The sequence below is a fragment of the Natrinema hispanicum genome, from assembly GCF_004217335.1.
Classification (GTDB): Archaea; Halobacteriota; Halobacteria; order Halobacteriales; family Natrialbaceae; genus Natrinema; species Natrinema hispanicum.
This window is the reverse complement of the sequence record NZ_SHMP01000003.1, coordinates 355,349-377,601: the sequence shown is the minus strand read 5'-3', so window position 1 is coordinate 377,601 and position 22,253 is coordinate 355,349. Positions and strand designations below refer to the sequence as shown.

The following is a 22,253-nucleotide window of genomic DNA, read 5'->3' as shown; positions in this document are numbered from 1 at the left end:
TCTCGTTTCTGTCGACGAAAACCCACGTCACTTATGCGTGTCGCGCTCTTGTACAGCTACAATGGCTACGACGGACACGACGGTTACCCGCCTGTTCGGTGGTCCGGGAAGCGGGAAGACGACAGCGCTTCTCGACCACGTCGAGGACATTCTCGAGCAGGACGGCGTCACCTTCCGAGACATTCTCGTTGTCTCGTACACGCGAGCGGCAGCGCAAGAGGTTCGAGAACGACTCGCCGAACGGCTCGGCGAGAGCCCGCGTGCGCTGCAGGGCAACGTCTGTACGATGCACGCGAAGGCCTACGAGCTCCTTGATCTCTCTCGAAGCGACGTCATCGGCGAATCCGACAAAGAGGACTTCTGCGACGAGTACGGCATCGAGTACGAAGACGAGTACTCGGGTGCTGGCCGCCGAACCGCCCGGTCGACGACGATCGGCAACAAAGTCATCGCGACCAGTCAGTGGCTCCAGCGAACCAGCCGCGACGTCTCCGACTGGTACGACGTCCCGTTCCAGTGGGACGAAGAGGAGGTCCGACTGCCACCCGAGATCGACCCCAACGCCCAGGAAGGGAACAAATACACCCCGACCTGGCCAAGCGATGACGACCGAATCGACGTCCCCGAAGCGATCCGCGCCTGGCGCTCCTACAAGGGCGAGCAGGGCAAGATCGGCTTCGCCGATATGCTCGAGCGTGTCGAGCAGCGCTCGCTGCTTCCCAACGTCGATTACCTCGTGATCGACGAGTTCCAGGACATTACGACGCTGCAGTACGATGTCTACGAGGAGTGGAAACCGCACATGGAACAGGTCCTGATCGCTGGCGACGACGACCAGGTCGTTTACTCCTGGCAGGGGGCCGATCCCGCGCTCTTGCTCGAGGAGGAGGTCGACGAGGACATCATTCTCCCGAACTCCTACCGGCTGCCATCGAACGTCCTCAACGCGGTCAACAAGGAGATCCGCCACATCGACCAGCGACAGGACAAAGACCTCAAGCCCCGCAAAGAAGGCGGGGCTGTCGAGGCACGCACGAACGCGTCGATGCTCGACGTGGTCCGGATGGTGCGGCGGACGCTCGTCGAGGGCGACGGCACCATCATGGTGTTGTTCCGGGCCCGCTACCAGATGTTCCAGTTCATCGATGAGTTCATCACCGAAGGCGTGCCCTTTACCTCGCTGACCGACCAGCGGATGTGGACCGACCGGCTCACGCAGTACGTCCGCGCGGTCGAAGCGATCGATGCCGGTGAGGACGTCACCGGCCTGCAGGCCCGCCGACTCGCCGATATGCTCCAGGACTCGGCGTTCGGTACCAACGACCGTGACGACCTCTTCGACGAGATCGACGAACGCCAGGAAGACGCCGGCATCGACGATCTCGCAGACCTCATGATTCCGGCCGAGGTCATCAGCGACCACGTGCCGTTCATGCCCGGTCCTGCCTCCGCCTCGGATATGCTCCGAAAAGTGACGAACTTCCAGAAAAAGAGCGTTCGGGCCTACTTCGCGATCGGCGAGTACCAGGGAATGGACACCGACCGCGTCCGCCTCGGGACGATCCACTCCGCGAAGGGTCGCGAGGCCGACCACGTCTTCGTCGGCACCGACCTCACGGAAAAAGTCGTCGAGCAGATGGTCGCCACCGTCGACGATCCGACTGACGTCCCCCACTGTGAGGAGTTCACCAAGACGACCTCGCCAGTGCCCGTCTTGACGGACAACGAACGGCGCGTCTTCTACGTCGGCATGTCTCGCGCCCGCGAGCGGCTCGTCCTCCTCGAGAACTTAGTCGACGGCGCACCCACGCTGCCCGTCGACGTCCTGTTGAAAAACGAACTGACGGAGCTGACCCTCGAGGAACTCGTCGAGGAGGCCCAGCAGCCGGTCGACGACGGGGACGCCGACGAGATCGAAGCCGAAGCGCCGTGACCGGCGCAGACGAACCCACTCTCGAGTACGGTCAGCGGGCCAGCGTTCCGTCGGCGCTCGCCCGTGAGCGGCGTGACCACGCGGCCAGCGTGCTGGCTGCGACACTCGAGAAGCGAGATGCAACCGCGTTCGTCCACGCCGGCCTGGAACGCGATCCGGCGATCCGTTACAGCTGCGAGTCACTTCCACACGGGCGTACTGCTGTCGCGTACGACGGCACTGCCGACGAGTGGCTCGTCCGCTCGACCGACGTGAGCGACGGCCATCCCGCTGCCGACCTCGCGACGACGCTTACAGGTCGCGGTTGCGAGGGGACGATCCTGACCCCGCCACACGTTCCACACGATGCGGCGCTCTATCTCGAGAACGCGGGCTTCGAGGTGGCCTCGACGGACGCCATCGCACGGGCACGGGCGACGAAGACCGCCGGCGAGCGCGACCGAATCGCGGCCGCACAACGTGCGGCGAGCGCCGGGATTCGACGGGCCGCGTCGGTTCTGGCCGACGCGACGGTCGTCGACGGTCGGCTCGCGGTCGCGGATGAAGATGGCGACACCGTCCCGTTGACGCCCGCCCGCCTGCGAATCGCCATCGACGAGGCGATCGTCGGCGCGGGTGCGTTCCCGGCCGGTAACACCGCCGTCAATCCAGGGACTGTCTCACACGTCGATACCGACGCCGATGGTACAGCGCTCCGGCCCGACGAGCCGATCGTACTCGCAGCCACACCCCGCGGGCCGGCCGGCTACTACGGGGGGCTCGTCCGGACGCTCGTCGTCGACAGCGACGGCGGCCAGGAACGGCGCGTCCACGTCGCCGTCACCCAGTCGTTTCGCTCCGCGCGATCGCTGCTGACGGCCGGCTCGGCGTCTGTGCGGACCGTCGCGGCCGATCTCGAGGCAGAAGTTCGCTCGTTCGGCTTCGACGACAGCGACGACATCGAGGCCACCGTCTCCGGCGTCGGCCTCGAGCCCTGCGAAGGGCCGAGTGACGGCAGCGACGAGATCGAACCTGGAGCCGTCGTCCGACTCGATGTGGCCGCCCGCGTCGACGAAACGAGTCAACTTCGGATCGCCGACGTGCTGGTCGTCACCGACGAGGGCGAGCGACCCGAGCGACTCGCTGCACCCGCACACTCGCTGTCGCCAGCGGCGCTGCTCGAGCAATAGCAGTTCGGTCTCAGTTCGGTTCGTACTGCCGCGTTATCACTCGTCTTCGGCGTCGGCCTCTGGCTCCTTTGTGACGACTCCCACGAGCCGTTTTGCGAACAGTTCGGGGATGTCCGTCGGAAGCGTCAGCCAGTGTTGGATGACGACGAGTCCGATCGCGAGTCCGACGAGGGCGACGCCGATCGTCGTCTGTCCGCGAATCAACACGAGCTCGAGCCCGGCGATCGCAGCCGGAAGCGCGAGGACGAGCGTGCCTGCGAGTTTGATCGTGTCGATGATGCCGGCCATTGGCGGTATATCGCGCCTGCAGCGTAAAAACGCGACGACAGTGGCTCCGACCGCTCACGGTGGCGCTGTCGACATCCGGTTGAATGGATTTGATTTCGGTATGCGGAATTGACTGTACCTGTGGTCCGGGACGCCTCGCCCGTTTACGGCGAGGAGGATGTCACTTACTAAAACTTTGAAATAGATGGCGCTCCGGGTACGAGTATCGGCTTCGAGCCCGAGAGCGCACGTCATGCCACGCCAATCGAGACAGCGATACGAAGCGATCTGTGAAGCCTCTCCAGATGCCATCCTTCTCGTCGATCACGATGGTCGGATCACCTACGCGAACGCGCGCGTGACCGATCTGTTCGGGTACGAGCCAGCCGACCTCCTCGGTGAGCCGATCGAAATCCTCGTTCCGGAGTCCGTCCGGGACGAGCACATCGCCCAACGAGATGCGTATATCGCCACTCCGGAGGCCCGGCCGATGGGTGTCAATCTCGAGCTCTCGGGCCAACGAAAGGACGGCTCGAAATTCCCGGTCGACGTCAGCCTGAGTCCGATCGAGACCGACGGGAACCGCGAGTTTATGGCTGCCGTCCGAGACATCAGCGAGCAGGAGGCGCTTCGGACGAAGTACCTGACGATCCTCGAGGCAGTGCCGGATGCGGTCCTCGTTGCGGACGCGGAAACGGGCGAGATCATCGAAGCGAACCAGCAGGTGGTCGAACTCACGGGATATGAGCCGGACGACCTCGTCGGTGAGCCCCAGACGGTCGTCCACCCATCGGGCGAAGAAGCGGCCTACCGTGAGCTCTTCGAAAACCACGTTGGGTCCGGCCAGTCGATCTTCACGCAGTTTCCGGACGGCTCCGATGTCTACGTCGAAACCAAAGCCGGCGGCCGAGTGCCGGTCGAGATCAACGCTCACGTCTTCGAACTCCAGAACCGACAGCTGATTGCAGGGGTCTTCCGGGATGTGACGGCCCGAAAGGAATACGAGCGACAGCTGCAGGCGCTTCACACGGCGACGCGCTGGCTGATGGAGGCCGACGACAACGAAGCGATCGCACAGCTCGTCGCCGACGCTGCGAGTGCGATCCTCGGCTACGAGCACAACGTCGTTCGACTCGTCGACGAAACGTCTCTGCGGGCGGTCGCTGTAACCGAGCAAGCGGAAACGGAGCTAGGTGAGCGACCGGCGTATCCGGTCGACGGTGACTCTCCGGTCAGCCGTGCCTACCGAAGCGGTGAGCCGATCCGGTACGATGACGTTCGATCGCTCGAGGACGACCACGATCGCGGCGAGGCACACGCCGCGATGTATCTCCCGCTCGGTGAGCACGGTGTGATCAGTATCGTCGATCCCGAGACCGGCGCGTTCGACCAATCGGACGAGGACCTCGCGTTCGTGTTATCGCTGAACGCCGAAATCGCGCTCAACCGACTCGCGTACGAACGGGACCTCGAGCGCCAGAACGAACGCTTAGACGAGTTCGCGAGCGTCGTCGCCCACGACCTGCGCAATCCCTTGAACGTCGCTCAGGGCCTCCTTGCGACCGCACAAACCGAACCCGACCTCGACCACTTAGCTGAACTCGACGACGCCCTCGACCGGATGGCGGGGATTATCGACGACGTGTTGACGATGGTTCGGTGTGGGTACGACCTCGAGTCGATCGACGCGCTCGCGTTCGGTGACGTCGTCACGTCCTGTTGGGACACCGTCGCGACTGCCGATGCCTCGCTCGAGATCGAAGCCGATGGCCAGTTGTTCGCCGATGCGAGCCGCATCCGGAACCTGTTCGAGAACCTGTTTCGAAACGCTGTGGAGCACGGCTCCACAAGCCCTGCCTCGAACACTCGGCAGGACGCCGTCGAGCACGGCTCGACGAGCCCCGCCTCGAACGCTCGGCAGGACGCCGTTGAGCACGGTGGCAAGGGCGTCACCGTGACCGTCGGACTCGTCGAGGACGGATTTTATATCGCCGACGACGGGCCGGGGATTCCACCCGACGAGCGCGACCGCGTCCTCGAGCCCGGCTGGACCACGAACCCCGACGGAACCGGGCTTGGCCTGAATATCGTCCGTGAGATCGCACAGGCTCACGAGTGGGATATCGACGTCACCGAAAGCGCGGCTGGCGGCGCGCGGTTCGAGTTCTCCGGCGTCCGCACCGCCGTCGGCGACGAGTCGGTCACGCCATCATCCTGACGTCCCGACTGCGAGCACCTAGACGTGGCTCCGCTGTGGGCCGGACCCGGAACGGCTTTCCCCCATCGCCCGTCACTTGGAGATATGTTTACGGGGATCGTCGAGGAGACCGGCGAGATCGTCGCCCGCGAGCGGACCGACGACGGCCTTCGACTGCGGATCGGTGCCGACGAGGTCGCGACGGGCCTCGAGCACGGCCAGAGCATCAGCGTCAGCGGCGCGTGTCTCACCGTCGAGCGATACGACGAGGGCGCGTGGTTCGAGGTCTTCTTAGCGACCGAAACCGTCGAGCGGACCTATCTCGGCGAGCTCGAGGTCGGCGACGCGGTCAATCTCGAGCGGGCGATGCCGGCCGACGGCCGATTTGATGGCCACGTCGTGCAGGGCCACGTCGATGCGGTTGCGACGGTGACGAACGTCGAGTCAGTCGAGGAAGACTGGTTCTTCGAGTTCGAGCTTCCGGAGGGATACGACCGTTACGTCGTCGAGAAGGGCTCGATCACGCTCGATGGAATCAGTCTGACCGTCGCCGATCTCGACGCGGATGCCGGTCGGGTGACCGTTGCGATCATCCCAACGACCTACGATATGACGACGCTTTCGGAGAAAGAACCCGGCGATCCGGTGCATCTCGAGGTCGACGTGCTCGCGAAGTACGTCGAACGGTTGCTCGAAGCACGATTTGAAGACGACTGAGTTGCGAGCCCGACGCTCGACCGTGTGAGTCAGCGTTGTGGTGGCTCGAATTCGGTCAATTCCGGACGTGGCGTCTCGACGTCGTCGTCACTGAGCGTCAGATACGCGTCCCGGTAGCGGGCGAGTTTTCGATAGAGGTAGTAGCCGATCGTGAGATCGTAGCCGATTACATACCCCACGAATGCGACGCCGTAGCCGACGGGCAGGGCGTCGGCAAGGAGCTGTGGAACGATGCCGACCGTGACGTTGTACGTGCCGTGGACGAACGCGGCAATGAGCAACCCTTTGAGGACGATCGGGCCGGCGTACTCTTGGTTGAACTTCGCTAAGCCGAGGTAGTAGCCCGCGATCGCCGAATAGATGACGTGGCCGGGACCGGCCAGCGCGCGGACCGTCGCGATCCCGCTGGCGGTAACGAAGAGGTTTACTTCGGGACTTGCTTCGCCGATGACGCGGCTGATGTAGACGGCGTTTTCGATGGCCGCAAAGCCAAGTCCGGCGACGGCCCCGTAGACAGCCCCATCGATGACGGCGGTGAAGCTGCTGCTTCGATAGGCAAACACGTAGACGGCGAGGAGTTTGACCGTCTCCTCGACGGGGCCGACGATCAGATAAAAAAAGAACACGCCGCTACCGAAGCCGAGAACTGCCTGACTGAGCGAATTGATAAGGGCTGCAAACGTCGCGAAGAGGACCGCGAGCAGAAAGGTCGCCACGAGCAACCCAAGCGGCTCGCTCGTCGTGATATCTGCATACCAGATGTAGGTCGCGAGCAACCCTGCGGGGACGACCGAGAGCCCAAGGAAGACCGCGACGAACGGGTCCTCGAGGACGATCGCGGCCGGTGAGACGAGCAACGAGACGGTGATTGCGATGGCGGTCAGCAAGACGAGTGCACGGAGTCCGTAGCTAACCGTACTGTAGAGTGTGTACGCGAGCAGATCGACGGCCGATCGGGGCTCCCACGTCGAGATGTCGTAGAGATCGACGGTTCCGTCGCCACGTCGCTCCTCGGCTCGCTCGACCGGGTCGTGCCTGCGCTGCATGGCTATTCGTTGGCGCGCTGGCCCGGTATAGGTTCGGCAATCGGCGACGCGAGCGTTGCATCGCCAGTCTCTCCCATTTGGATCGTCGTGACGCTGCTCGAGTCAGCGCTCTACAGACGGGCCAGACCGAGTGCCTCGGAGCGTGACCCGAGGCGGTCTACTCGCCGTGGAGGAATGTCTGAATCGCGATGGCGGCGTCTTCGAACGCGTTGACGTCCATACTGTCGATCGTCAGCAGGACGCCGACGTCGCGCTGGAGCACCCGGACGACGAACCCGCTCTCGTGGAACCGGACGGTAAATTCGTAGTCGCCGATGTCCGAACGACTCTCTTCGCGGGCGATCGTCGTCCGAACAGGGACCTCGGAGAAGCCGGCTTGTTCGAACTCGACCAGTTGCGCTTTGGCATCGCGGGCGTCGGCCGTCGAGCCGTAAAGATCCTGCCGGAGATACAGGATGTCGAACGCCGACGGCGTGAAGTAGATGACACTGCGAAGCGTGTCACCGAGACTGGTGCGTGCGGCACTGACAATACCGGTTGCCAGTTCATCGTCGAGGTCCGTTCTGTAGAGTTCGCCACTCATGCGCACTGTTGGCAGTTCCCAGTATCAAACGTTTCGCCTACAGTACTCGTGACCGGAACGACAGCCAGGCTGATGATTCCGGCAGATGCGTGTCTACTCAACGCAGCGGCCGGCCGACCGGCACGAACTCGGAATGATCAAAGGTCTCCCGGCCCAACCGGCGGCTATGCATTTCGACCAGCGAACTCAGCAGGCGCTTCGCGACGTCGGCCTCGAGACCGACGACCTCCAGGCCGCTTCGGAAGCCGTCGTCGAGGCCGTCGCCGAAGACGCGGCGGCGCTCGAGGACTTCTTCGACGAACACGACACCGTCTATTCCGATATGGAGATGGCCCACTCGACTGTCGACTATCCCGAGCACACCGTCGAGTATGCCGACATCACGACCCACGCCGACGAGATGCGCGGCTGGCTCCGGTTCGACACGTGGGGCGTCTCGATCGAGGACGGCCGGCTGCTGGACGATGGCTCCGTTGAACTGACGCTTGGGCCGACGATCGACGATCGGGTGCGGTTCGCGCCCGACCGCGAGACGCTGCGGTGATCGCCATGTTCGCGGCCACCGGCGGATCGCGCTCGAGCGATCCACGACGGACGACGGAGGGGAACCGATGACGACGGCGCGCGTCCGCGGAATCTACACGACGGCAATTACCCAGCTGCTGAGCGAGGCCGATTTCGAAGTCGTTCAGGCCTCCGACCCGATTCGGGAGCGGTTCGATCAGTCGTTCGACACCGTTCCGGCCGACGTCTCGATCGAGACCACCCGCGACCGGCAGGGTGTCGAGGTGTCGGGTGATCCCAACGCGGTCGAGACGGCCATGGCCGAACTCGAGGGGCTTGCGATCGATACCTTCCGCTGGGACGACGACGTCGCCCGTGGCGCGGTCTTCGACGCCGAGGTACTCGATGCCGACGGCGGCAGCGGTGCCGTCGTTGATCTCGGCGACGGCAGGCGGGGCTATCTCAGCTACGACGACGTCGACGGCTACGTCGAGGCCGGCAATCGCTACCGGGTGCAGGTCACCGAGCCCACACCGCCATGGGACGACGATCGACCACTCGTGCGGCCGACCCTCGAGGTGGGTGGCGGACTCTGTACCCTTTCGCGGGATCGAACTGGCGTCTCGGCGGCGATGCGCGGCGAGCGCGCGGACGAACTCGTCGGCATGACCGACCTGCTCTCGGTTGATGTGCCTGACGGCTGGGGAGTCCGCTGGCAACACGCCGCGGCCGATGCGGATCTCGAGGCGATGGGCACCGCCCTCGAGGACGCGGCGAATCGCGCGCGCCTGCTCGAGGACGAACTCGCCGACGCACCCGACGAGCCGGGCGAGCCGGCGCTGCTTGCCGCTCCCCAGCGAACCGCGTGGGGCTGGTTCGGCCGCCAGTCCCGATTCGCGCTCGATGGAGTCCGCCGGCACGTGGAGACGACGATGCCGGGTCACCACCGGACGAAGGCAGCCGATCGCGCCGCAAGCGCGGCGGTCGACTTCGCGGAGGCCGTCTGTGGGTCGGCCGACGATGCCGCGGCTGGCGATGACTTCCCGTTTGCAGCCGTCACGCGTCAGTTCGGCCCCACGACCGGCGATCGTCTCGAGATCGGCCACGGCAAACCCGACGGCCGACTGATCTCGCTCGGTCGCGGCGAGGTCACCGACTGGGACCCCGAGGGCAAGCTCACGCTCGAGCGCTCGATGCGTGGCGGTGGCAGCTACGACGCGCTCGGCACTCCCAAAGACGACGGCGACGTGGCCGTGACGAAGTTCCGCGAGGGCCGGTGGTGGTATCCGACGACCTACAAGGCCGCCGACGGCACGTCGAAGGGGACCTACGTCAACGTCTGTACGCCGGTCGAACTCTTCCCCGACTGCGTGCGGTACGTCGACCTCTACGTCGACGTGATCCGCCAGCCTGATGGAACGGTCGAGATCGTCGACGCGGACGAACTCGAGGACGCTGTCGATGCCGGGCTGGTGTCGGACGAACTGGCTGCAAAAGCGATGGATGTCGCGGAAGCTGTCGAGCGCGCGCTCTCGTAGGACAGTCGACGGTCGGTTCAGTCCGAGAGGGTCGAAACCTCGTCGGTTCGGGACACGGTCGGCAACAGGCCAACGTACTCGTCGAGCTCGAGCGCGAACGCCTGTACGGTCGTCGGCCGAACCCACTGGAACGAAAACGTTGCGCCGTGTTCGGCCCCGCCGTCAGTGACGGTGTGGGTCCACCGGTCGCGGGGTTCGTGCACTGTCGCATGAAAGAAGTGGCGGACGTACCGCCTGCCTGCCCGTCGCGTCCAGACGTCGGTCGTCAGATGGCGGGTGTCACTCAGCGTGCCGAGCCCGCTCTCCTCGCGAACCTCCCTGAACAGCGCCTCCCGAGGCGACTCGCCATGCTCGAGAGTTCCTTTCGGAATCTGGAGCCCGTCGTGGCCCGGCCCTTCGAAGACTAGGAGTTCGCCGGGTCCGCGAGTGATGTAGGCACACGCCTTCTGGACGTACGTGACATCAGTCATGGTACCAGATACCACGATGTTCTACCGTAAAAACCTGTCATAGATGATATTAAAGGAGGGTAAGGGCCCTATATGGTCTGCGAGCCGTACGTGAGAAAAGGCGGTTCGTTCGAGCCGTCGATGGCGCGTCGAGCCTGTGGTTCGCCGCTCGAGCCCTCAGAGTGCGAAGTTGCCTTCCGTCACCGATCGTCCGCAGACCGGACAGCCGTTGGCCAGCGTCGCCGCTCGCATCGGGTCTGTTACCGTGATCGACCGCTGGCAGTCCGGGCAGGTAAACTCGTATGATGTCATAGGTCTGAGTGTGCTGGCACGTCTAGAGAGACGGGACCGTTCGGGTTAGACGAGGGGCCCAGATATGGAGGGGCATATATAAGTCATCGACCGTGACGCTCGTCGCTCGAACGGTGACGTGTCCCTCGTTGGGGCCGACGATTGCATCGATTCCGTCGTGGTCGAGCCCTCACTGTCAGCTATCGTGACCGTTCTTACAGGAGGTTCGCCACGATAAACACGATCTGGACGAACACGAGCGCCAGCAGGGTAACTAGCGCACATAGTTCGTAGACGGATCGGACGAGGTCGTCGGTTGCATCGAACGCACCGGCGCGCTCGAGGCCCCACACAAGCGCTCGAAAGCCGACGTAGATCACCGCGACAAGGGCTGGGAACGTGGCCAGCGCGAGAGGCGTCGGGGCATACTCGGGGCCGTAGTAGGTGCCAATGCTCCAGCGAATGCGAACGCTGTCCCCGAGGACTGGAGCGGCGGCAAGACTCATCGTGACGCTTGCGAGGACGACGAGCAGGCCGCCGGCTGCGGTTGGTCGAAGCCAGCCACCAGCGGGGCCGTCCGTCGGCGATGCGAACCGCGTCACGACGCGGCGAGCTCGTTCGATGAGTCGCTCGAGCGTGCCCGACGAGCGGGTCGATGGCGTCATGTGTCGACCGACGTGGCCCAAGGGCAAAACCCGTCGCGCGCGACTGCACGCGCTGCAGTCGCGGAAACCCCTTTATGTCTCTTCTCTGTACACTCTCCAACCGTGAGTGAGGAGGTCGACGTCGAGACGATCGGGGCCTTGCTCGAGGACCCGACGGTGCGTACGATCCTCACCCAGACGAGCCAGGAACCCATGTCAGCCACCACGTTGAGCGAGCACTGCGAGGCGTCGAAACCCACGGTATATCGGCGGTTGGAGGACCTCCGCGAGTGTGGCCTCCTCGTCGAACGAACCAAGCCGGATCCCGACCGGGGCCATCACCGAACCGTCTACGCGACGAACCTCGCGCGGATCACCGTCGAACTCGAGGACGGCGGGTTAACGCTGCATATCGACCGTCGCGAAGACATCGCCGACCGCTTTACGAGACTCATCGAGGGGATATGACGTGCAGGGATCGATGCAGCTCTGGGACCCCGCGCTGCCGCCGGAGTGGGTCACGACGTTCGTGCAGGCGACCGACGTTCTGAGCGCACTCGTCGGCCTGTTTATCGCCTACCAGGCATACCGGGGCTACCGGCGAAACGACAGTCGACCGATGTTGTTCATCGCCGTCGGGTTCGCGCTAGCGCTTGCGGTTCCGTTCGCCCTGTTGGTGCTCTACGTGGCGCTGCCGTTCGTTTCGGAGTCGTTCGCCGCTGTCCTCAGCCAGTGTAGCCAGCTCTGTGGATTGCTCGCGATCCTGTACGCGCTTCGAATGCCGACCTGAACGCACCAGCTGAGTTACAGGACCCGTTACGAGGGCGACCGAACAGGATAAACCGTTACGGGGTGGTATCACATACCAGTATCTATGAGTTCGCTCAACGAGGAGATGGCCGACGTGCGGTCGGATATCGACGACGTCAGAACACAGCTTCGGGAGGACGTTCCGGACTTTTTCGAGTTCGACGTGACGGTGGGGAACATCTCGTACAACGCCAATAGCAACAGCGTCTCCGTCACCATCGAGCCGAGCGCTCGAGCACGGGATCAGCTCTCGGAGCAACTCGGCGGCGTCGACGTACGGACGGACGGCAAACTCGAGTTCGAGTTCCGACTCACGGAGTCGTCGTCTCCCAACGAATAGCGACGTCCACGGGTGTGACCGCTCGAGTCTGCCGCAGTGGCTCGATCAGTCAGCCGCGAGCTTGTCCAGTCCGGCGGACTCGATGTCTTCACCGTCGACCGACGAGCGCAGCGCGTCCATGCCGTCGTCACGGTCGATGTCGAAGTCGTTCTCGTAGAGCTCCGCGACGCGATCCATTTCTTCGTCGGAGAGCTTTGGCACGTCGCTTGCGGCTGCCCACTCGTCGATATCCGCTTTCGTGCGGAACGTCGGGGTGACGGTCGCGACGGGCTCGTGGGAGAGTAGCCACGCGATCGAGGCCTGTCCCATCGTCCGCTCGCCGTCTCGCTCTAAGAAGCGCAGTTTCTCGAGTTTCTCCCAGCCGGTCTCGTACCACTCGTCGGGGCGGAAGCCGCGGTGATCGCCCTCCTCGAGTTCGGTCTCGGGCGTGACCTGTTCGTTGAGGATACCCGAGGAGTGTGGCACGCGGGGGATCAGGCTGGTCGACGAGCCGGTCCGCTCGATCGTCTCGAGGAAGTGGTTGCCGACCTCCTGTTCTAAGACGTTCCAGACGAGTTGCACGGAGTCGAACTCCTCTTCGATCGCGAGGTCGCCCTCGGCGAGCCAGCCGATCGAGGGGCCCAGCGCAAGGCCGGTGGCGTCGATCTTGCCCTCTTCTTCGAGTTCGTCGAACAACTCGAGGACGTCGGGCGTGATTTCGTCGACGTCGGCGTTGTGCAGTTGGAGCACGTCGACGGAGTCCATCTCGAGGCGATCTAAGCTCTTCTCGACGGCCTCCCGGAGATACTCGGGGTCCATCTCCTTGGGGAGTTCGCCGTGGCCGGCCTGTGGGTTGTTGTAGAAGTCGTAGCCGACCTTGGTGGCGATGGTCACCTCGTCGCGGACCTCGGCCAGTGCCTGCCCGACCAGTTCCTCGCTGTGGCCGTGGCCGTAGACGTCGCCCGTATCGAAGTAGGTGATCCCCTGCTCGACTGCATACTGGAGCATTTCGATGGCGTCGTCTTCGGAGCGGTCGCCCCACCAGTCGGTACCGACGGTCCATGCGCCGAAGCCGACTTCGCTGACCTCGACTCCGGACTCGCCGAGTTCGCTGTGTTGCATACTCGTCTCTTTGGAGCGGGAGAACTTAGGGTGACCGGAACGCTCGAATTTCGTGTCGAACTGGTTCGGTCGCATTCTGTGAGGCGAATCGCTCTTAGGTGTTGGCTGACACGCATTCGTATGCCCAGTTCCCGCCGCGACTCGCGCGATCCAAGATGGGTCCTGCTCGCCGTCCTCCTTGGCAGCCTGTCGCTTGCCCTCCTCGCTGTGAGCCGACTCGAGATTCCGAGAGACCGACTTTCGGTTGGCGCGGTGCTCGTCGGAACGTTGCTGGTCGTCGGCACGCTTGCATTGCCCGCGTTGCTCTTTGCTGGGTGGCAGTCCGGTCAGGAGTAAGAACCTGTCAGAACAGCCCAGTAACACGCACGTTAGTTGGTCCGGCAACCACGGACGCACAACCGAACCCCTATGAACTCGGCGGGCAATACGTCGGGGTATGACAAAGCGGTACGTGTCGCTCCCCGAAGAGGCAGAAACGGGGATGCGCGAGTTCATCGATGAGGTCGATCGACGGCTTGCGAGCGACGAGGACACCTGCTCGGTCGTCGAGGACGTTCTGATCGACCTCTCGGGCGACCGCGAGGCCTACGAACGCTGGCAGCGCGGCGAGTCGGTGCCGCCAGCCGAACGCATCCGCCTGCAAAGCTACGATCCCTGTAATACGACCTTAGAGAGCGAATACTACGCCGAGAAAGACGAGGCGGCGTTTCGCCGCTCCAAGCACCTCCAGTGGCTCTGGCGGCAGTTCGACAGCCTGCCGATCGCGGACAACGTCGAGTTCGCGCTTCGGTTCCGGCGGATGCTCGCCGATCACCTCTTCGAGGAATGTGGCGACAACTGCCGCTTTTTCAAGGGCATTACCTTCACCTACGGCCACAACATCTCGATTGGCGACAACACCGTCGTTCACGACGACGTCCACTTGGACGACCGGGGCAAGCTAACGATCGGCGACCGCGTCTCGATCTCCGACGGCGTCCACATCTATAGCCACGACCACGACGTCGTCGATCAGACCGAGGTACGTAACTACCATACGATCGTTGAGGACGACGTCCGACTCACCTACGACGCGATGGTCCGCGCCGGCTGTAAGGTCGGTGAGAACGCCGTCGTCGGCGCACGCGGCATCGTCCAGAACGATATCCCTGCCCATCACATCGCCATCGGGATGCCCGCCAAAAGCGTCAAGATCAAACCCGGCTGGGAAGAGGTTGCGACGCCCATTGACGACGCCGGCGTCAACCGTCAGGACGAACGCCACCTCGAGTACGACCTGCCCGACGACCTCGAGGTCTTCGACGAGTTCGGCCGTGACTTACAGCCGCCCCAGTAGTTCTCGTCGACCTGACTCTCGTCAGCCCCGACAGCGGGGAATATCCAAGTGCCTCGAGACCGTATCGCACACCGATGGCACTCTGGGGCTGGCTCATCGGCTATGTCGCGCTGTTTGCCCTGCTCCATCTGTTACTGTACTACCTGTACGTCCGGCGCAGCGACGGCGAAAACGAGCGAACGCCGTCGTTTGCCGATCCCAACCACGCGAGTCTTCGATCGTCGCCCGGTCCCGATCGCTATCCGCGTGCCACGGACGAGGGACACGATGCTGACCGGGATCACGACGCTGATCGCGAGTTCGACGGGGAGACGATCCGCTGTCCCCACTGTGGCGCACCCAACGAGGCCGATCAGACGTTTACGTACTGCTGGAACTGCGCGTCGGGCTTGCGCCGGTGAACGTCAGTAACGCGGTTGCCGATCGAACCGTTTTTCACTCTGTCAGCGCCGCCGCAAGCCGATCGAGGTGATCGACGCCGACGACGGCGACGGCGTCACCCGGCTCCGAGCGGATCTCCTCGAGTCGCTCGATCATACAGCGCTCGCGCGTGTCGTCTCGGTACGCCAGAGTGGTGCCGTCGGTGTCGACACTACCAAGCAGTGCCTGAATGCTGGCGACGTGGGCGCGCTCGTGGGCGGCCTGTTGATCCGGCGAATCCTCGTGATCGACATCGTATTCGACCGTGTCGCCGGGAATGACGGTCATCGACGTCGCGTGGGTCAGCGTTGCAGCGATCCGATAGGTGAGTGCATCACGGGTCGCGTTGCCGACACTCGAGAGGACACGTCGCGCCGTCGCAGGCGAGACACGGTCGGCGACCAGTCGCGTGACGAGCCGGCGAAGAAACGACCAGTTTGGGGCGTCGATACCAACGGTCTCGGCGTCGGGTGCAGCGCGGATCGCTGCGCTCATTTCACCACCGAACCGTGGCGGCGTCGACTCTGTCGACTCGTCAGCATCGCCCGTGCGGCCGTACACGCGGTACAGTGGTAGCGCGATCGGCGGCAACTCGAGTGCGATCGTCGTCGGCTCGACGTGTCCCAAGACGCGCTCGACGCGGGTGACGCTGGCGGGATGGTCGTGGACGACGCCGATTAACACGAGATCGCCACTCGAGTCAGGCAGTCGGCGGCAGAACTGGGCGGTGATCCGAGGATCGTCGAACGATTCGGCGAACGAGGGGGACTCGTCCATTGCTCGTAGAGTAATACGTGACTACCGCTATAACGCTTCCGCTGCATTAACTCGAGTTCGAGTTGTTGTTCTTACTAGTGCTGACGGACCACACGCGTCGTGGCTGGCGCTCGAGTGACCTAATAAAAACACTCTGTCACTGACCGATTGGGAACGAGTAACGACCGACTTCAGCCGAGCAAAACCGTCGACATCGTCCCGCACTGCCACGGTTTTCCTCGATCAACGACCACACAGGCTGCGATCGAAGCGTGAGGGAATAGAGGAATATTTATATAGAATCACAATCAATCATTCGACCGACTATGAGTCAGCGAATGCAGCAGGGTCAGCCGATGATCGTAATGAGCGAGGACTCCCAGCGCGTCAAGGACAAGGACGCGCAGGATTACAACATCAGCGCCGCCCGTGCGGTCGCTGAAGCAGTCCGTTCGACACTTGGCCCGAAAGGGATGGACAAGATGCTCGTCGACTCCATGGGATCGGTGACGATCACCAACGACGGCGTCACCATCCTCAAGGAAATGGACATCGACAACCCGACGGCCGAGATGATCATCGAAGTCGCCGAAACGCAGGAAGACGAGGCCGGCGACGGCACCACGACGGCCGTCGCGATCGCCGGTGAACTCCTCAAGAACGCCGAGGATCTGCTCGAGCAGGACATCCACCCGACGGCGATCATCAAGGGCTTCCACCTCGCCAGCGAGCAGGCCCGTGAGGAGATCGACGACATCGCGACCGACATCGACACCAGCGACGAGGAGGTCCTCCGCAAGACCGCCGAAACCTCGATGACCGGCAAGGGAACCGAGGTCAACAAGGAGTATCTCGCCGAACTCATCGTCGAGGCCGTCCGCCAGGTCACCGTCGAGAGCGAGGACGGCGAGAACGTCGTCGACCTCGAGTTCCTCAATATCGAGACCCAGACCGGCCGCGGTGCCGGCGAGTCCGACCTGCTCGAGGGCGGCATCGTGGACAAAGACCCCGTCCACGACAACATGCCTACGTCGGCCGAGGACGCCGACATCCTGCTGCTCAACGAGGCCATCGAAGTCGAGGAAACCGACATCGACACCGAAGTCTCGGTCACTGACCCCGACCAGCTCCAGCAGTTCCTCGACCGCGAGGAGAAACAGCTTCAGGAGAAGGTCGACACGATCGCCGACCTCGGTGCTGACGTCGTCTTCTGCCAGAAGGGCATCGACGACCTCGCACAGCACTACCTCGCCAAGGAAGGCATCCTCGCGGTCCGCCGCGCCAAGAAGTCCGACCTCGAGTTCCTCAAAGAAGTCGTCAGCGCGAACATCGCCTCCGACCTCGAGAGCGCCGAGGAAGCCGACCTCGGCTTCGGTGACGTGACCCGCGACGAGGAAGACGAACTCTTCTACGTCGAAGGCGAGGACGCCCACGGCGTCACCCTCCTGCTGCGTGGCTCGACCGACCACGTCGTCGACGAACTCGAGCGCGGCGTCAACGACGCGCTCGATGTCGTCGCACAGACCGTCTCCGACGGCCGTGTCCTCGCGGGCGGCGGTGCGATCGAAGTCGAACTCGCCTCGCGACTCCGTGACTATGCTGACTCGGTCTCCGGTCGCGAGCAACTCGCCGTCGAAGCCTTCGCCGACTCGCTCGAGCTCGTCCCGCGCGTGCTCGCCGAGAACGCGGGGCTCGACTCGATCGACACGCTCGTCGACTTGCGTGCGGCCCACGACGACGGCGACGTCGAAGCCGGCCTGAACGTCTTCACGGGCGACGTCGAGGACACCTTCGAGGCTGGCGTCGTCGAACCGGCCCACGCCAAAGAGCAGGCCGTCACCTCTGCTGCCGAAGCGGCCAACCTCGTGCTCAAAATCGACGACATCATCTCCGCTGGTGACCTGTCGACCGACAAGGGCGACGACGAAGAAGGCGCACCCGGTGCCGGCGGCATGGGCGGCATGGGCGGCGGCATGGGCGGCATGATGTAAGCCAGCTTTTACGCTGCGCTCACTCGCTCACGCCGCTCGCTCGTTCGCTCGGTAAAACCTGGATCAAAAGCACTCCTCGCTCCCGGGCTCACGGCTATCGCCGTTCGCCATCCCGCGGCGCGAAGCGCCGCGCCTTGGTCGCTCGTCGGCCCGAGCGCCGTACGCTCACGGGCTTCGCCCGTTCACGTCCGCGCTCGGTGAACGGCGTCACTCGGGTTCTTCGAACCGCTCGCTCGCCGACAGTTGCTCGGACAGCGTTCACTGCAGACATCCGCTTTTGTTCGCTCGCGAGGAGCGCCGTAGTGTCGCTACTGCCTGCAATCGTAGTATTCGAAAAGGACCGTCTGTTTACGCTTCCTCGTCGACCTCGAGCTCGAACTGTTCGTTCTCGCTCACGGCGTTCAACACGACGCTGGTGTTCGAGGCTTTGATATCGGGGTCGGTCAGCAGCTCTTTGATCTGGTCGTTCATGCCGTCTGTGTTTTCGAACTTGCCGATGGCGATCACGTCGTAGTCGCCGGTGACCTCGTAGACGCTGGTCATCTGGCGGTGATCGCGTAGCGTGTCGGTGACGTCAGGCAGGGCGTTCCCCTCGACTTGCAGCTGGATGACAGCGGTTACGTCGTAGCCAACCGCGTCGTAATCGACGCGGGGGGTATAGCCCTCGATGACACCTTCTTCCTCGAGATCGGAGAGGTGATTCGAGACGGTCGTCACGGAGACGTCGAGATCTTCGGCGAGGCTGCGCAGGCTCGCCCGACCGTCGCCGAGAAGTGCATTCACTAGTTTTGCATCGAGATTTTCGTACGTCATCACATCGACTCACTCATTGAAGCCTTTAGAACTTTACGAATATGCAGTTTGGGGCGGGAGAGAGAAGATTTGCTCAGAACAGTAGTGTTTTAGTAAGCGGGTTACGAGAATACGACGACGAGAAAGATGACAAGCGGAAACCTCACAGACACAGAACAGGCGGTGCTGGACGAGATCGAGGAGAAAGACGTTGACTTCCTCCGATTGCAGTTTACCGACATTCTCGGAACGGTTAAGAACGTCTCCGTCCCAGCCCGTCAGGCCGAGAAGGCCTTTGAAGAGGGGATCTATTTCGACGGTTCTTCTATCGAAGGCTTCGTGCGCATTCAGGAATCGGACATGCGGCTCAAGCCCGACCCGGAGACGTTTGCGATTCTGCCGTGGCGCAAGAAAGAGGGCAGCGCTGCCGCCCGAATGATCTGTGACGTCTACGACACCTATACCGGCGAACCCTTCGAGGGTGACCCGCGTCGCGTCCTCAAGAACGCGCTCGACCGCGCCAACGAGATGGGCTATACGGTCAACGCCGCACCCGAGCCGGAATTCTTCCTGTTCGAAGAAGACGAAGAGGGCCGCGCGACGACCAAGACCAACGACGCCGGCGGCTACTTCGACCTCGCGCCGAAAGACCTCGCCTCGGACGTCCGCCGCGACATCATCTACGGCCTCGAGAGCATGGGCTTCGAGGTCGAGGCCAGCCACCACGAGGTCGCCGAAGGCCAACACGAGATCAACTTCACCTACGACGACGCCCTGACGACGGCCGACAACGTCGGCACGTTCCGGACGGTCGTCCGTGCAATCGCCGCCCAGCACGACCTGCACGCGACGTTCATGCCCAAACCGATCCCGAAGATCAACGGTTCGGGGATGCACACTCACCTTTCGCTGTTCACCGAGGACGGCGAGAACGCCTTCCACGACGACGACGACGAGTTCAATCTGAGCGAGGAGGCCCACGCGTTTACCGCCGGGATCCTCGAGCACGCACCTGCGATCACGGCGATCGCAAACCCCACCGTGAACAGCTACAAGCGACTGGTGCCGGGCTACGAAGCTCCCGTCTACGTCGCGTGGTCCGACCGCAACCGCTCGGCGCTGATCCGCCGACCTGCCGCACGCACGCCCGCAGCGTCGCGCATCGAACTTCGCTCGCCGGACCCATCGTGTAACCCCTACCTCGCGCTTGCGGTCATGATCCACGCCGGTCTCGACGGGATCGAGCAGAACCTCGAGTGTCCCGACCCGGTTCGCGAGAACATCTACGACTTCGACGAGGCAAAACGCGAGGAGTACGGCATCGACACGCTGCCGGCGAACCTCGGCGAGGCTGTCGACGCCTTAGAGGAAGACGAAGCGATCTACAGCGCCCTCGGCGATCACGTCGCCTCCAAGTTCATCGAGGCCAAACGCCAGGAGTTCGAGGAGTACCTCATTGACGTCTCCGAGTGGGAACTCGACCGCTACCTCGAGACCTTCTAACCCGGCTTCTGCTACCCCATAGGGTCCGTTTTTTATTTTGTATCGCGGGCAATCAGGCGCTACTCGATCGTGATCGTGACCTTCCAGTGCCAGCGTTTCGGACTCGAGTGTGTCGTAGCGGTCCCAGACTGGCGCGAGGCTCACGACACGAGTATCCCCGATCGTGGCCTCGCGGTGGCGATGATGGTGGCCGACTGCTGCCGGGGTGGGGTCGGAGACGTTTTCGCGTCGATCGAATCCGAGGAGGCAGCTTCAAGCCCGGCACTTAGACGCGTCGGCGTCGGACCATCAGGTATGGCTGACACCCCTGACATCAACAAAGTCGAAACGGAAGACGACTACATCCACGTCCGGTTTCGCGATCCCGATCGGTACGACGAGATCCGGACTCCTGAGTGGGCAGCGCAACCGGCGCGGTCGGTTTCGGAGGGTAGCGAGGTCCGCACCGGGAAACTCGAGGGCGAAGACGAGTGGGAGATAACGAGCGTCTTGCTCGACAAACACGTCGGCGAGGAGACGGCGAAAGACCAGGCCCGCGAGATCGTCGACAAGATCGAGTCCTGAAACTGCCGACACCGGTTCCGCCACCACCCGCTCGCGTCTCGAGGGTGATCGATGATCCAGAAAGACTGTCATGGCTTCCAGACTGCAGAATTATACGTCCGATCGTTGACGGTGTGGTTATGGTCGACAGGCGAACCTACGCGTTCGAGGGGACTCAACCGACGATCGACGAGACAGCACGAGTAAGCCGAGAAGCAACGCTCGTCGGCGATGTCGATATCGGAGCTGACGCGAGCGTTTGGCCCGGCGTCGTGCTTCGCGGTGACGTCGGCCCCGTCCGCATCGGACGTGAAACGCACGTCGGCGATAACGCGACGATTCACGCCTCACAACTCGGAGAGCAGGTCATGGTGGGCCACGGGGCCATTCTCAACGAGACGACCGTCGAGGACCGGGCGTTGGTCGGGTTCAACGCGACGACCAACTCCGACGTCACGATCGGCAGCGGCAGCATCGTCGCCGCAGGCACCGTCGTCCCAGACGGCTACGATATTCCGCCGGAGTCGTTCGTCCGCGGCGTGCCGGCCGAGATTACGCCACTCGAGAAGACTGGGATCGACGCCGAGGCCATCCTCAAGGAGTACTCGTCGGGAGAGTATACGGATCTGGCCAAGCGCCACGAGGAGCTGTTCGAGTAGTCGGTCTCATACGGACTCCTGTCAGTCATGTCCGGTGCAACCGCGACCCGCACTGCGGTCCCACCGGTACATCGGTACAACAGACCGTATCAGACGTGCTGGGTCGACGAGCCGATCTCGAAAATCTCCCGGTAGAGGCCCTCGGCGAGCCGATCGATGTTTGCTTCGGCTTCGCTGGCAGCCATCGTATCGCCGATGCCCTGCCACTCGACGGACAGCCGGGTGATCGGCACCAGTGCGACGCCGCCGATGACGATCTCGCCGTCGGGCGTGTGAACGTGCCACGCCGTCTCCATCCCGGTCGACGATCGGGTGACGGCTTCGATTTCGCCACCAGCAGCGACCCACCGCTCGACGAGTTCATCGGTGAGTCGGCGGAGTTTCCGTTCACCGAGCAGATGGAGGGCAATGCCGCCACCCGAAAGCAGTGCGAACGCGACGGCTGCCATGGGCAGCCCGCCGTAGGGGACGTTGATCGACGCAGCGAGGGCGGCCGTCACGACGACCAGCCCGAGCACCCGCACGTCGATCGCGCTCGGAACCGTGCCGCTCCAGCTCCCCGTCGTCTCCCGAGACGACTGCTCGAGTTGCATCTCGACTGCATCTCAATGCGACGACCGGGTAGCCGTTTGCCTGTCCCATTACGGGCTTTATCCGACTGATT

Annotated in this window: 26 protein-coding genes and 1 pseudogene; 16 read left to right on the top strand and 11 right to left on the bottom strand. The window is 63.4% G+C overall.

Annotation, left to right across the window (positions count from 1 at the left end; genetic code table 11):
• Positions 1-61 precede the first annotated feature (61 nt).
• Positions 62-1,933 carry a UvrD-helicase domain-containing protein gene (locus BDK88_RS02620; protein ID WP_130499044.1) on the top strand — a complete coding sequence of 624 codons (1,872 nt, stop codon included), beginning with the start codon at positions 62-64 and terminating at the stop codon, positions 1,931-1,933.
• Entirely contained in the window at positions 1,930-3,102 is a 1,173-nt protein-coding gene (locus tag BDK88_RS02615; protein WP_130499043.1) for a M24 family metallopeptidase, read from the top strand. Before BDK88_RS02620 ends, BDK88_RS02615 begins: the two co-directional genes overlap by 4 nt.
• 36 nt (positions 3,103-3,138) lie before the next feature.
• On the opposite strand, the gene BDK88_RS02610 is transcribed toward BDK88_RS02615, so the two are convergent.
• A complete protein-coding gene (locus BDK88_RS02610; RefSeq protein WP_130499042.1) occupies positions 3,139-3,390 on the bottom strand; it encodes a DUF7533 family protein in 252 nt (83 codons plus the stop codon).
• 232 nt (positions 3,391-3,622) lie between these two features.
• Between BDK88_RS02610 and BDK88_RS02605 the strand changes: the two genes are divergently transcribed.
• Together BDK88_RS02605 and BDK88_RS02600 are read left to right on the top strand one after the other, a co-directional pair.
• Positions 3,623-5,587, top strand: a complete 1,965-nt coding sequence (locus BDK88_RS02605) for a PAS domain-containing sensor histidine kinase (RefSeq protein WP_130499041.1) — start codon at positions 3,623-3,625, stop codon at positions 5,585-5,587.
• Between the two features lie 84 nt (positions 5,588-5,671).
• Positions 5,672-6,283 carry a riboflavin synthase gene (locus tag BDK88_RS02600; RefSeq protein ID WP_130499040.1) on the top strand — a complete coding sequence of 204 codons (612 nt, stop codon included), beginning with the start codon at positions 5,672-5,674 and terminating at the stop codon, positions 6,281-6,283.
• 29 nt (positions 6,284-6,312) lie between these two features.
• On the opposite strand, the gene BDK88_RS02595 is transcribed toward BDK88_RS02600, so the two are convergent.
• Together BDK88_RS02595 and BDK88_RS02590 are read right to left on the bottom strand one after the other, a co-directional pair.
• Entirely contained in the window at positions 6,313-7,329 is a 1,017-nt protein-coding gene (locus tag BDK88_RS02595) for a PrsW family intramembrane metalloprotease (RefSeq protein ID WP_130499039.1), read from the bottom strand.
• 157 nt (positions 7,330-7,486) lie between these two features.
• Positions 7,487-7,912, bottom strand: a complete 426-nt coding sequence (locus BDK88_RS02590; protein WP_130499038.1) for a DUF7522 family protein — start codon at positions 7,910-7,912, stop codon at positions 7,487-7,489.
• Between the two features lie 166 nt (positions 7,913-8,078).
• Between BDK88_RS02590 and BDK88_RS02585 the strand changes: the two genes are divergently transcribed.
• Together BDK88_RS02585 and BDK88_RS02580 are read left to right on the top strand one after the other, a co-directional pair.
• Positions 8,079-8,456 (top strand): DUF7532 family protein, encoded by a 378-nt coding sequence (locus tag BDK88_RS02585; protein ID WP_130499772.1) that lies wholly within the window; start codon positions 8,079-8,081, stop codon positions 8,454-8,456.
• Between the two features lie 67 nt (positions 8,457-8,523).
• Entirely contained in the window at positions 8,524-9,954 is a 1,431-nt protein-coding gene (locus BDK88_RS02580; protein ID WP_130499037.1) for a DUF402 domain-containing protein, read from the top strand.
• A gap of 17 nt (positions 9,955-9,971) precedes the next feature.
• On the opposite strand, the gene BDK88_RS02575 is transcribed toward BDK88_RS02580, so the two are convergent.
• The 3 genes from BDK88_RS02575 to BDK88_RS02565 all read right to left on the bottom strand — a co-directional run bounded on the left by BDK88_RS02575 (position 9,972) and on the right by BDK88_RS02565 (position 11,359).
• Positions 9,972-10,424: an NUDIX hydrolase gene (locus BDK88_RS02575; protein ID WP_130499036.1), complete on the bottom strand. Its 453-nt coding sequence runs from the start codon at positions 10,422-10,424 to the stop codon at positions 9,972-9,974.
• Between the two features lie 156 nt (positions 10,425-10,580).
• The gene (locus BDK88_RS02570; RefSeq protein WP_092930468.1) at positions 10,581-10,715 is read right to left on the bottom strand and encodes a DUF7560 family zinc ribbon protein; all 135 of its coding nucleotides are present in this window, start codon (positions 10,713-10,715) and stop codon (positions 10,581-10,583) included.
• A 194-nt stretch (positions 10,716-10,909) separates the two neighbouring features.
• On the bottom strand, positions 10,910-11,359 hold the full coding sequence (locus tag BDK88_RS02565; protein WP_130499035.1) for a hypothetical protein: 450 nt from the start codon (positions 11,357-11,359) through the stop codon (positions 10,910-10,912).
• 102 nt (positions 11,360-11,461) lie between these two features.
• Here BDK88_RS02565 and BDK88_RS02560 point away from each other — a divergent pair, with 102 nt between their 5' ends.
• The 3 genes from BDK88_RS02560 (at position 11,462) to BDK88_RS02550 (ending at position 12,488) form a co-directional block, all read left to right on the top strand.
• The gene (locus tag BDK88_RS02560; protein ID WP_130499034.1) at positions 11,462-11,806 is read left to right on the top strand and encodes a winged helix-turn-helix domain-containing protein; all 345 of its coding nucleotides are present in this window, start codon (positions 11,462-11,464) and stop codon (positions 11,804-11,806) included.
• Between the two features lie 13 nt (positions 11,807-11,819).
• Positions 11,820-12,128, top strand: a complete 309-nt coding sequence (locus BDK88_RS02555; protein ID WP_130499033.1) for a DUF7521 family protein — start codon at positions 11,820-11,822, stop codon at positions 12,126-12,128.
• 84 nt (positions 12,129-12,212) lie between these two features.
• Positions 12,213-12,488 carry a hypothetical protein gene (locus BDK88_RS02550; protein ID WP_130499032.1) on the top strand — a complete coding sequence of 92 codons (276 nt, stop codon included), beginning with the start codon at positions 12,213-12,215 and terminating at the stop codon, positions 12,486-12,488.
• A 45-nt stretch (positions 12,489-12,533) separates the two neighbouring features.
• On the opposite strand, the gene BDK88_RS02545 is transcribed toward BDK88_RS02550, so the two are convergent.
• Positions 12,534-13,589, bottom strand: coding sequence for an aldo/keto reductase (locus tag BDK88_RS02545; RefSeq protein ID WP_130499031.1), 1,056 nt, complete (start codon positions 13,587-13,589; stop codon positions 12,534-12,536).
• A gap of 120 nt (positions 13,590-13,709) precedes the next feature.
• Here BDK88_RS02545 and BDK88_RS02540 point away from each other — a divergent pair, with 120 nt between their 5' ends.
• From BDK88_RS02540 to BDK88_RS02530, 3 genes are all read left to right on the top strand, one after another.
• The gene (locus BDK88_RS02540; RefSeq protein WP_130499030.1) at positions 13,710-13,925 is read left to right on the top strand and encodes a hypothetical protein; all 216 of its coding nucleotides are present in this window, start codon (positions 13,710-13,712) and stop codon (positions 13,923-13,925) included.
• A gap of 100 nt (positions 13,926-14,025) precedes the next feature.
• A complete protein-coding gene (locus BDK88_RS02535) occupies positions 14,026-14,925 on the top strand; it encodes an acyltransferase (protein WP_130499029.1) in 900 nt (299 codons plus the stop codon).
• A gap of 74 nt (positions 14,926-14,999) precedes the next feature.
• Positions 15,000-15,326 (top strand): DUF7577 domain-containing protein, encoded by a 327-nt coding sequence (locus tag BDK88_RS02530; protein ID WP_130499028.1) that lies wholly within the window; start codon positions 15,000-15,002, stop codon positions 15,324-15,326.
• Positions 15,327-15,360: 34 nt separating this feature from the next.
• On the opposite strand, the gene BDK88_RS02525 is transcribed toward BDK88_RS02530, so the two are convergent.
• The gene (locus tag BDK88_RS02525) at positions 15,361-16,122 is read right to left on the bottom strand and encodes a hypothetical protein (RefSeq protein WP_130499027.1); all 762 of its coding nucleotides are present in this window, start codon (positions 16,120-16,122) and stop codon (positions 15,361-15,363) included.
• Between the two features lie 317 nt (positions 16,123-16,439).
• On the opposite strand from BDK88_RS02525, the gene thsB reads away from it, so the two are divergent.
• Positions 16,440-18,092, top strand: a complete 1,653-nt coding sequence (thsB, locus tag BDK88_RS02520; protein WP_130499771.1) for a thermosome subunit beta — start codon at positions 16,440-16,442, stop codon at positions 18,090-18,092.
• Positions 18,093-18,440: 348 nt separating this feature from the next.
• Here the strand turns inward: thsB and lrp are convergent, their stop codons facing one another.
• Positions 18,441-18,905, bottom strand: coding sequence for an HTH-type transcriptional regulator Lrp (lrp, locus tag BDK88_RS02515; RefSeq protein ID WP_008010819.1), 465 nt, complete (start codon positions 18,903-18,905; stop codon positions 18,441-18,443).
• 126 nt (positions 18,906-19,031) lie between these two features.
• Between lrp and glnA the strand changes: the two genes are divergently transcribed.
• Positions 19,032-20,387: a type I glutamate--ammonia ligase gene (gene glnA / locus BDK88_RS02510; RefSeq protein WP_130499026.1), complete on the top strand. Its 1,356-nt coding sequence runs from the start codon at positions 19,032-19,034 to the stop codon at positions 20,385-20,387.
• Between the two features lie 66 nt (positions 20,388-20,453).
• On the opposite strand, the pseudogene BDK88_RS21680 reads toward glnA, so the two are convergent.
• Positions 20,454-20,597: pseudogene (locus tag BDK88_RS21680) on the bottom strand (metallophosphoesterase family protein); the annotation flags it as partial.
• 84 nt (positions 20,598-20,681) lie between these two features.
• Here BDK88_RS21680 and BDK88_RS02500 point away from each other — a divergent pair.
• Together BDK88_RS02500 and BDK88_RS02495 are read left to right on the top strand one after the other, a co-directional pair.
• Entirely contained in the window at positions 20,682-20,951 is a 270-nt protein-coding gene (locus tag BDK88_RS02500) for a hypothetical protein (protein WP_130499025.1), read from the top strand.
• Positions 20,952-21,070: 119 nt separating this feature from the next.
• Complete coding sequence (locus BDK88_RS02495) at positions 21,071-21,589, top strand: gamma carbonic anhydrase family protein (RefSeq protein ID WP_130499024.1); 519 nt, start codon at positions 21,071-21,073, stop codon at positions 21,587-21,589.
• Between the two features lie 89 nt (positions 21,590-21,678).
• Here BDK88_RS02495 and BDK88_RS02490 read toward each other — a convergent pair whose 3' ends face one another.
• The gene (locus BDK88_RS02490) at positions 21,679-22,182 is read right to left on the bottom strand and encodes a hypothetical protein (RefSeq protein ID WP_130499023.1); all 504 of its coding nucleotides are present in this window, start codon (positions 22,180-22,182) and stop codon (positions 21,679-21,681) included.
• Positions 22,183-22,253: the final 71 nt, after the last annotated feature.

What these genes read in the sequence shown, in the direction of transcription:
- BDK88_RS02550 (WP_130499032.1), top strand. Translation starts at nt 12,213, where the DNA reads ATGAGTTCGCTCAACGAGGAGATGGCCGACGTGCGGTCGGATATCGAC.
- BDK88_RS02610 (WP_130499042.1), bottom strand. Translation starts at nt 3,390, where the DNA reads ATGGCCGGCATCATCGACACGATCAAACTCGCAGGCACGCTCGTCCTC.
- BDK88_RS02535 (WP_130499029.1), top strand. Translation starts at nt 14,026, where the DNA reads ATGACAAAGCGGTACGTGTCGCTCCCCGAAGAGGCAGAAACGGGGATG.
- BDK88_RS02525 (WP_130499027.1), bottom strand. Translation starts at nt 16,122, where the DNA reads ATGGACGAGTCCCCCTCGTTCGCCGAATCGTTCGACGATCCTCGGATC.
- glnA (WP_130499026.1), top strand. Translation starts at nt 19,032, where the DNA reads ATGACAAGCGGAAACCTCACAGACACAGAACAGGCGGTGCTGGACGAG.
- BDK88_RS02590 (WP_130499038.1), bottom strand. Translation starts at nt 7,912, where the DNA reads ATGAGTGGCGAACTCTACAGAACGGACCTCGACGATGAACTGGCAACC.
- lrp (WP_008010819.1), bottom strand. Translation starts at nt 18,905, where the DNA reads ATGACGTACGAAAATCTCGATGCAAAACTAGTGAATGCACTTCTCGGC.
- BDK88_RS02565 (WP_130499035.1), bottom strand. Translation starts at nt 11,359, where the DNA reads ATGACGCCATCGACCCGCTCGTCGGGCACGCTCGAGCGACTCATCGAA.
- BDK88_RS02570 (WP_092930468.1), bottom strand. Translation starts at nt 10,715, where the DNA reads ATGACATCATACGAGTTTACCTGCCCGGACTGCCAGCGGTCGATCACG.
- BDK88_RS02585 (WP_130499772.1), top strand. Translation starts at nt 8,079, where the DNA reads ATGCATTTCGACCAGCGAACTCAGCAGGCGCTTCGCGACGTCGGCCTC.
- BDK88_RS02580 (WP_130499037.1), top strand. Translation starts at nt 8,524, where the DNA reads ATGACGACGGCGCGCGTCCGCGGAATCTACACGACGGCAATTACCCAG.
- BDK88_RS02540 (WP_130499030.1), top strand. Translation starts at nt 13,710, where the DNA reads ATGCCCAGTTCCCGCCGCGACTCGCGCGATCCAAGATGGGTCCTGCTC.
- BDK88_RS02595 (WP_130499039.1), bottom strand. Translation starts at nt 7,329, where the DNA reads ATGCAGCGCAGGCACGACCCGGTCGAGCGAGCCGAGGAGCGACGTGGC.
- BDK88_RS02495 (WP_130499024.1), top strand. Translation starts at nt 21,071, where the DNA reads ATGGTCGACAGGCGAACCTACGCGTTCGAGGGGACTCAACCGACGATC.
- BDK88_RS02555 (WP_130499033.1), top strand. Translation starts at nt 11,820, where the DNA reads ATGCAGCTCTGGGACCCCGCGCTGCCGCCGGAGTGGGTCACGACGTTC.
- BDK88_RS02490 (WP_130499023.1), bottom strand. Translation starts at nt 22,182, where the DNA reads ATGCAACTCGAGCAGTCGTCTCGGGAGACGACGGGGAGCTGGAGCGGC.
- BDK88_RS02575 (WP_130499036.1), bottom strand. Translation starts at nt 10,424, where the DNA reads ATGACTGATGTCACGTACGTCCAGAAGGCGTGTGCCTACATCACTCGC.
- BDK88_RS02500 (WP_130499025.1), top strand. Translation starts at nt 20,682, where the DNA reads ATGGCTGACACCCCTGACATCAACAAAGTCGAAACGGAAGACGACTAC.
- BDK88_RS02620 (WP_130499044.1), top strand. Translation starts at nt 62, where the DNA reads ATGGCTACGACGGACACGACGGTTACCCGCCTGTTCGGTGGTCCGGGA.
- thsB (WP_130499771.1), top strand. Translation starts at nt 16,440, where the DNA reads ATGCAGCAGGGTCAGCCGATGATCGTAATGAGCGAGGACTCCCAGCGC.
- BDK88_RS02600 (WP_130499040.1), top strand. Translation starts at nt 5,672, where the DNA reads ATGTTTACGGGGATCGTCGAGGAGACCGGCGAGATCGTCGCCCGCGAG.
- BDK88_RS02530 (WP_130499028.1), top strand. Translation starts at nt 15,000, where the DNA reads ATGGCACTCTGGGGCTGGCTCATCGGCTATGTCGCGCTGTTTGCCCTG.
- BDK88_RS02605 (WP_130499041.1), top strand. Translation starts at nt 3,623, where the DNA reads ATGCCACGCCAATCGAGACAGCGATACGAAGCGATCTGTGAAGCCTCT.
- BDK88_RS02545 (WP_130499031.1), bottom strand. Translation starts at nt 13,589, where the DNA reads ATGCAACACAGCGAACTCGGCGAGTCCGGAGTCGAGGTCAGCGAAGTC.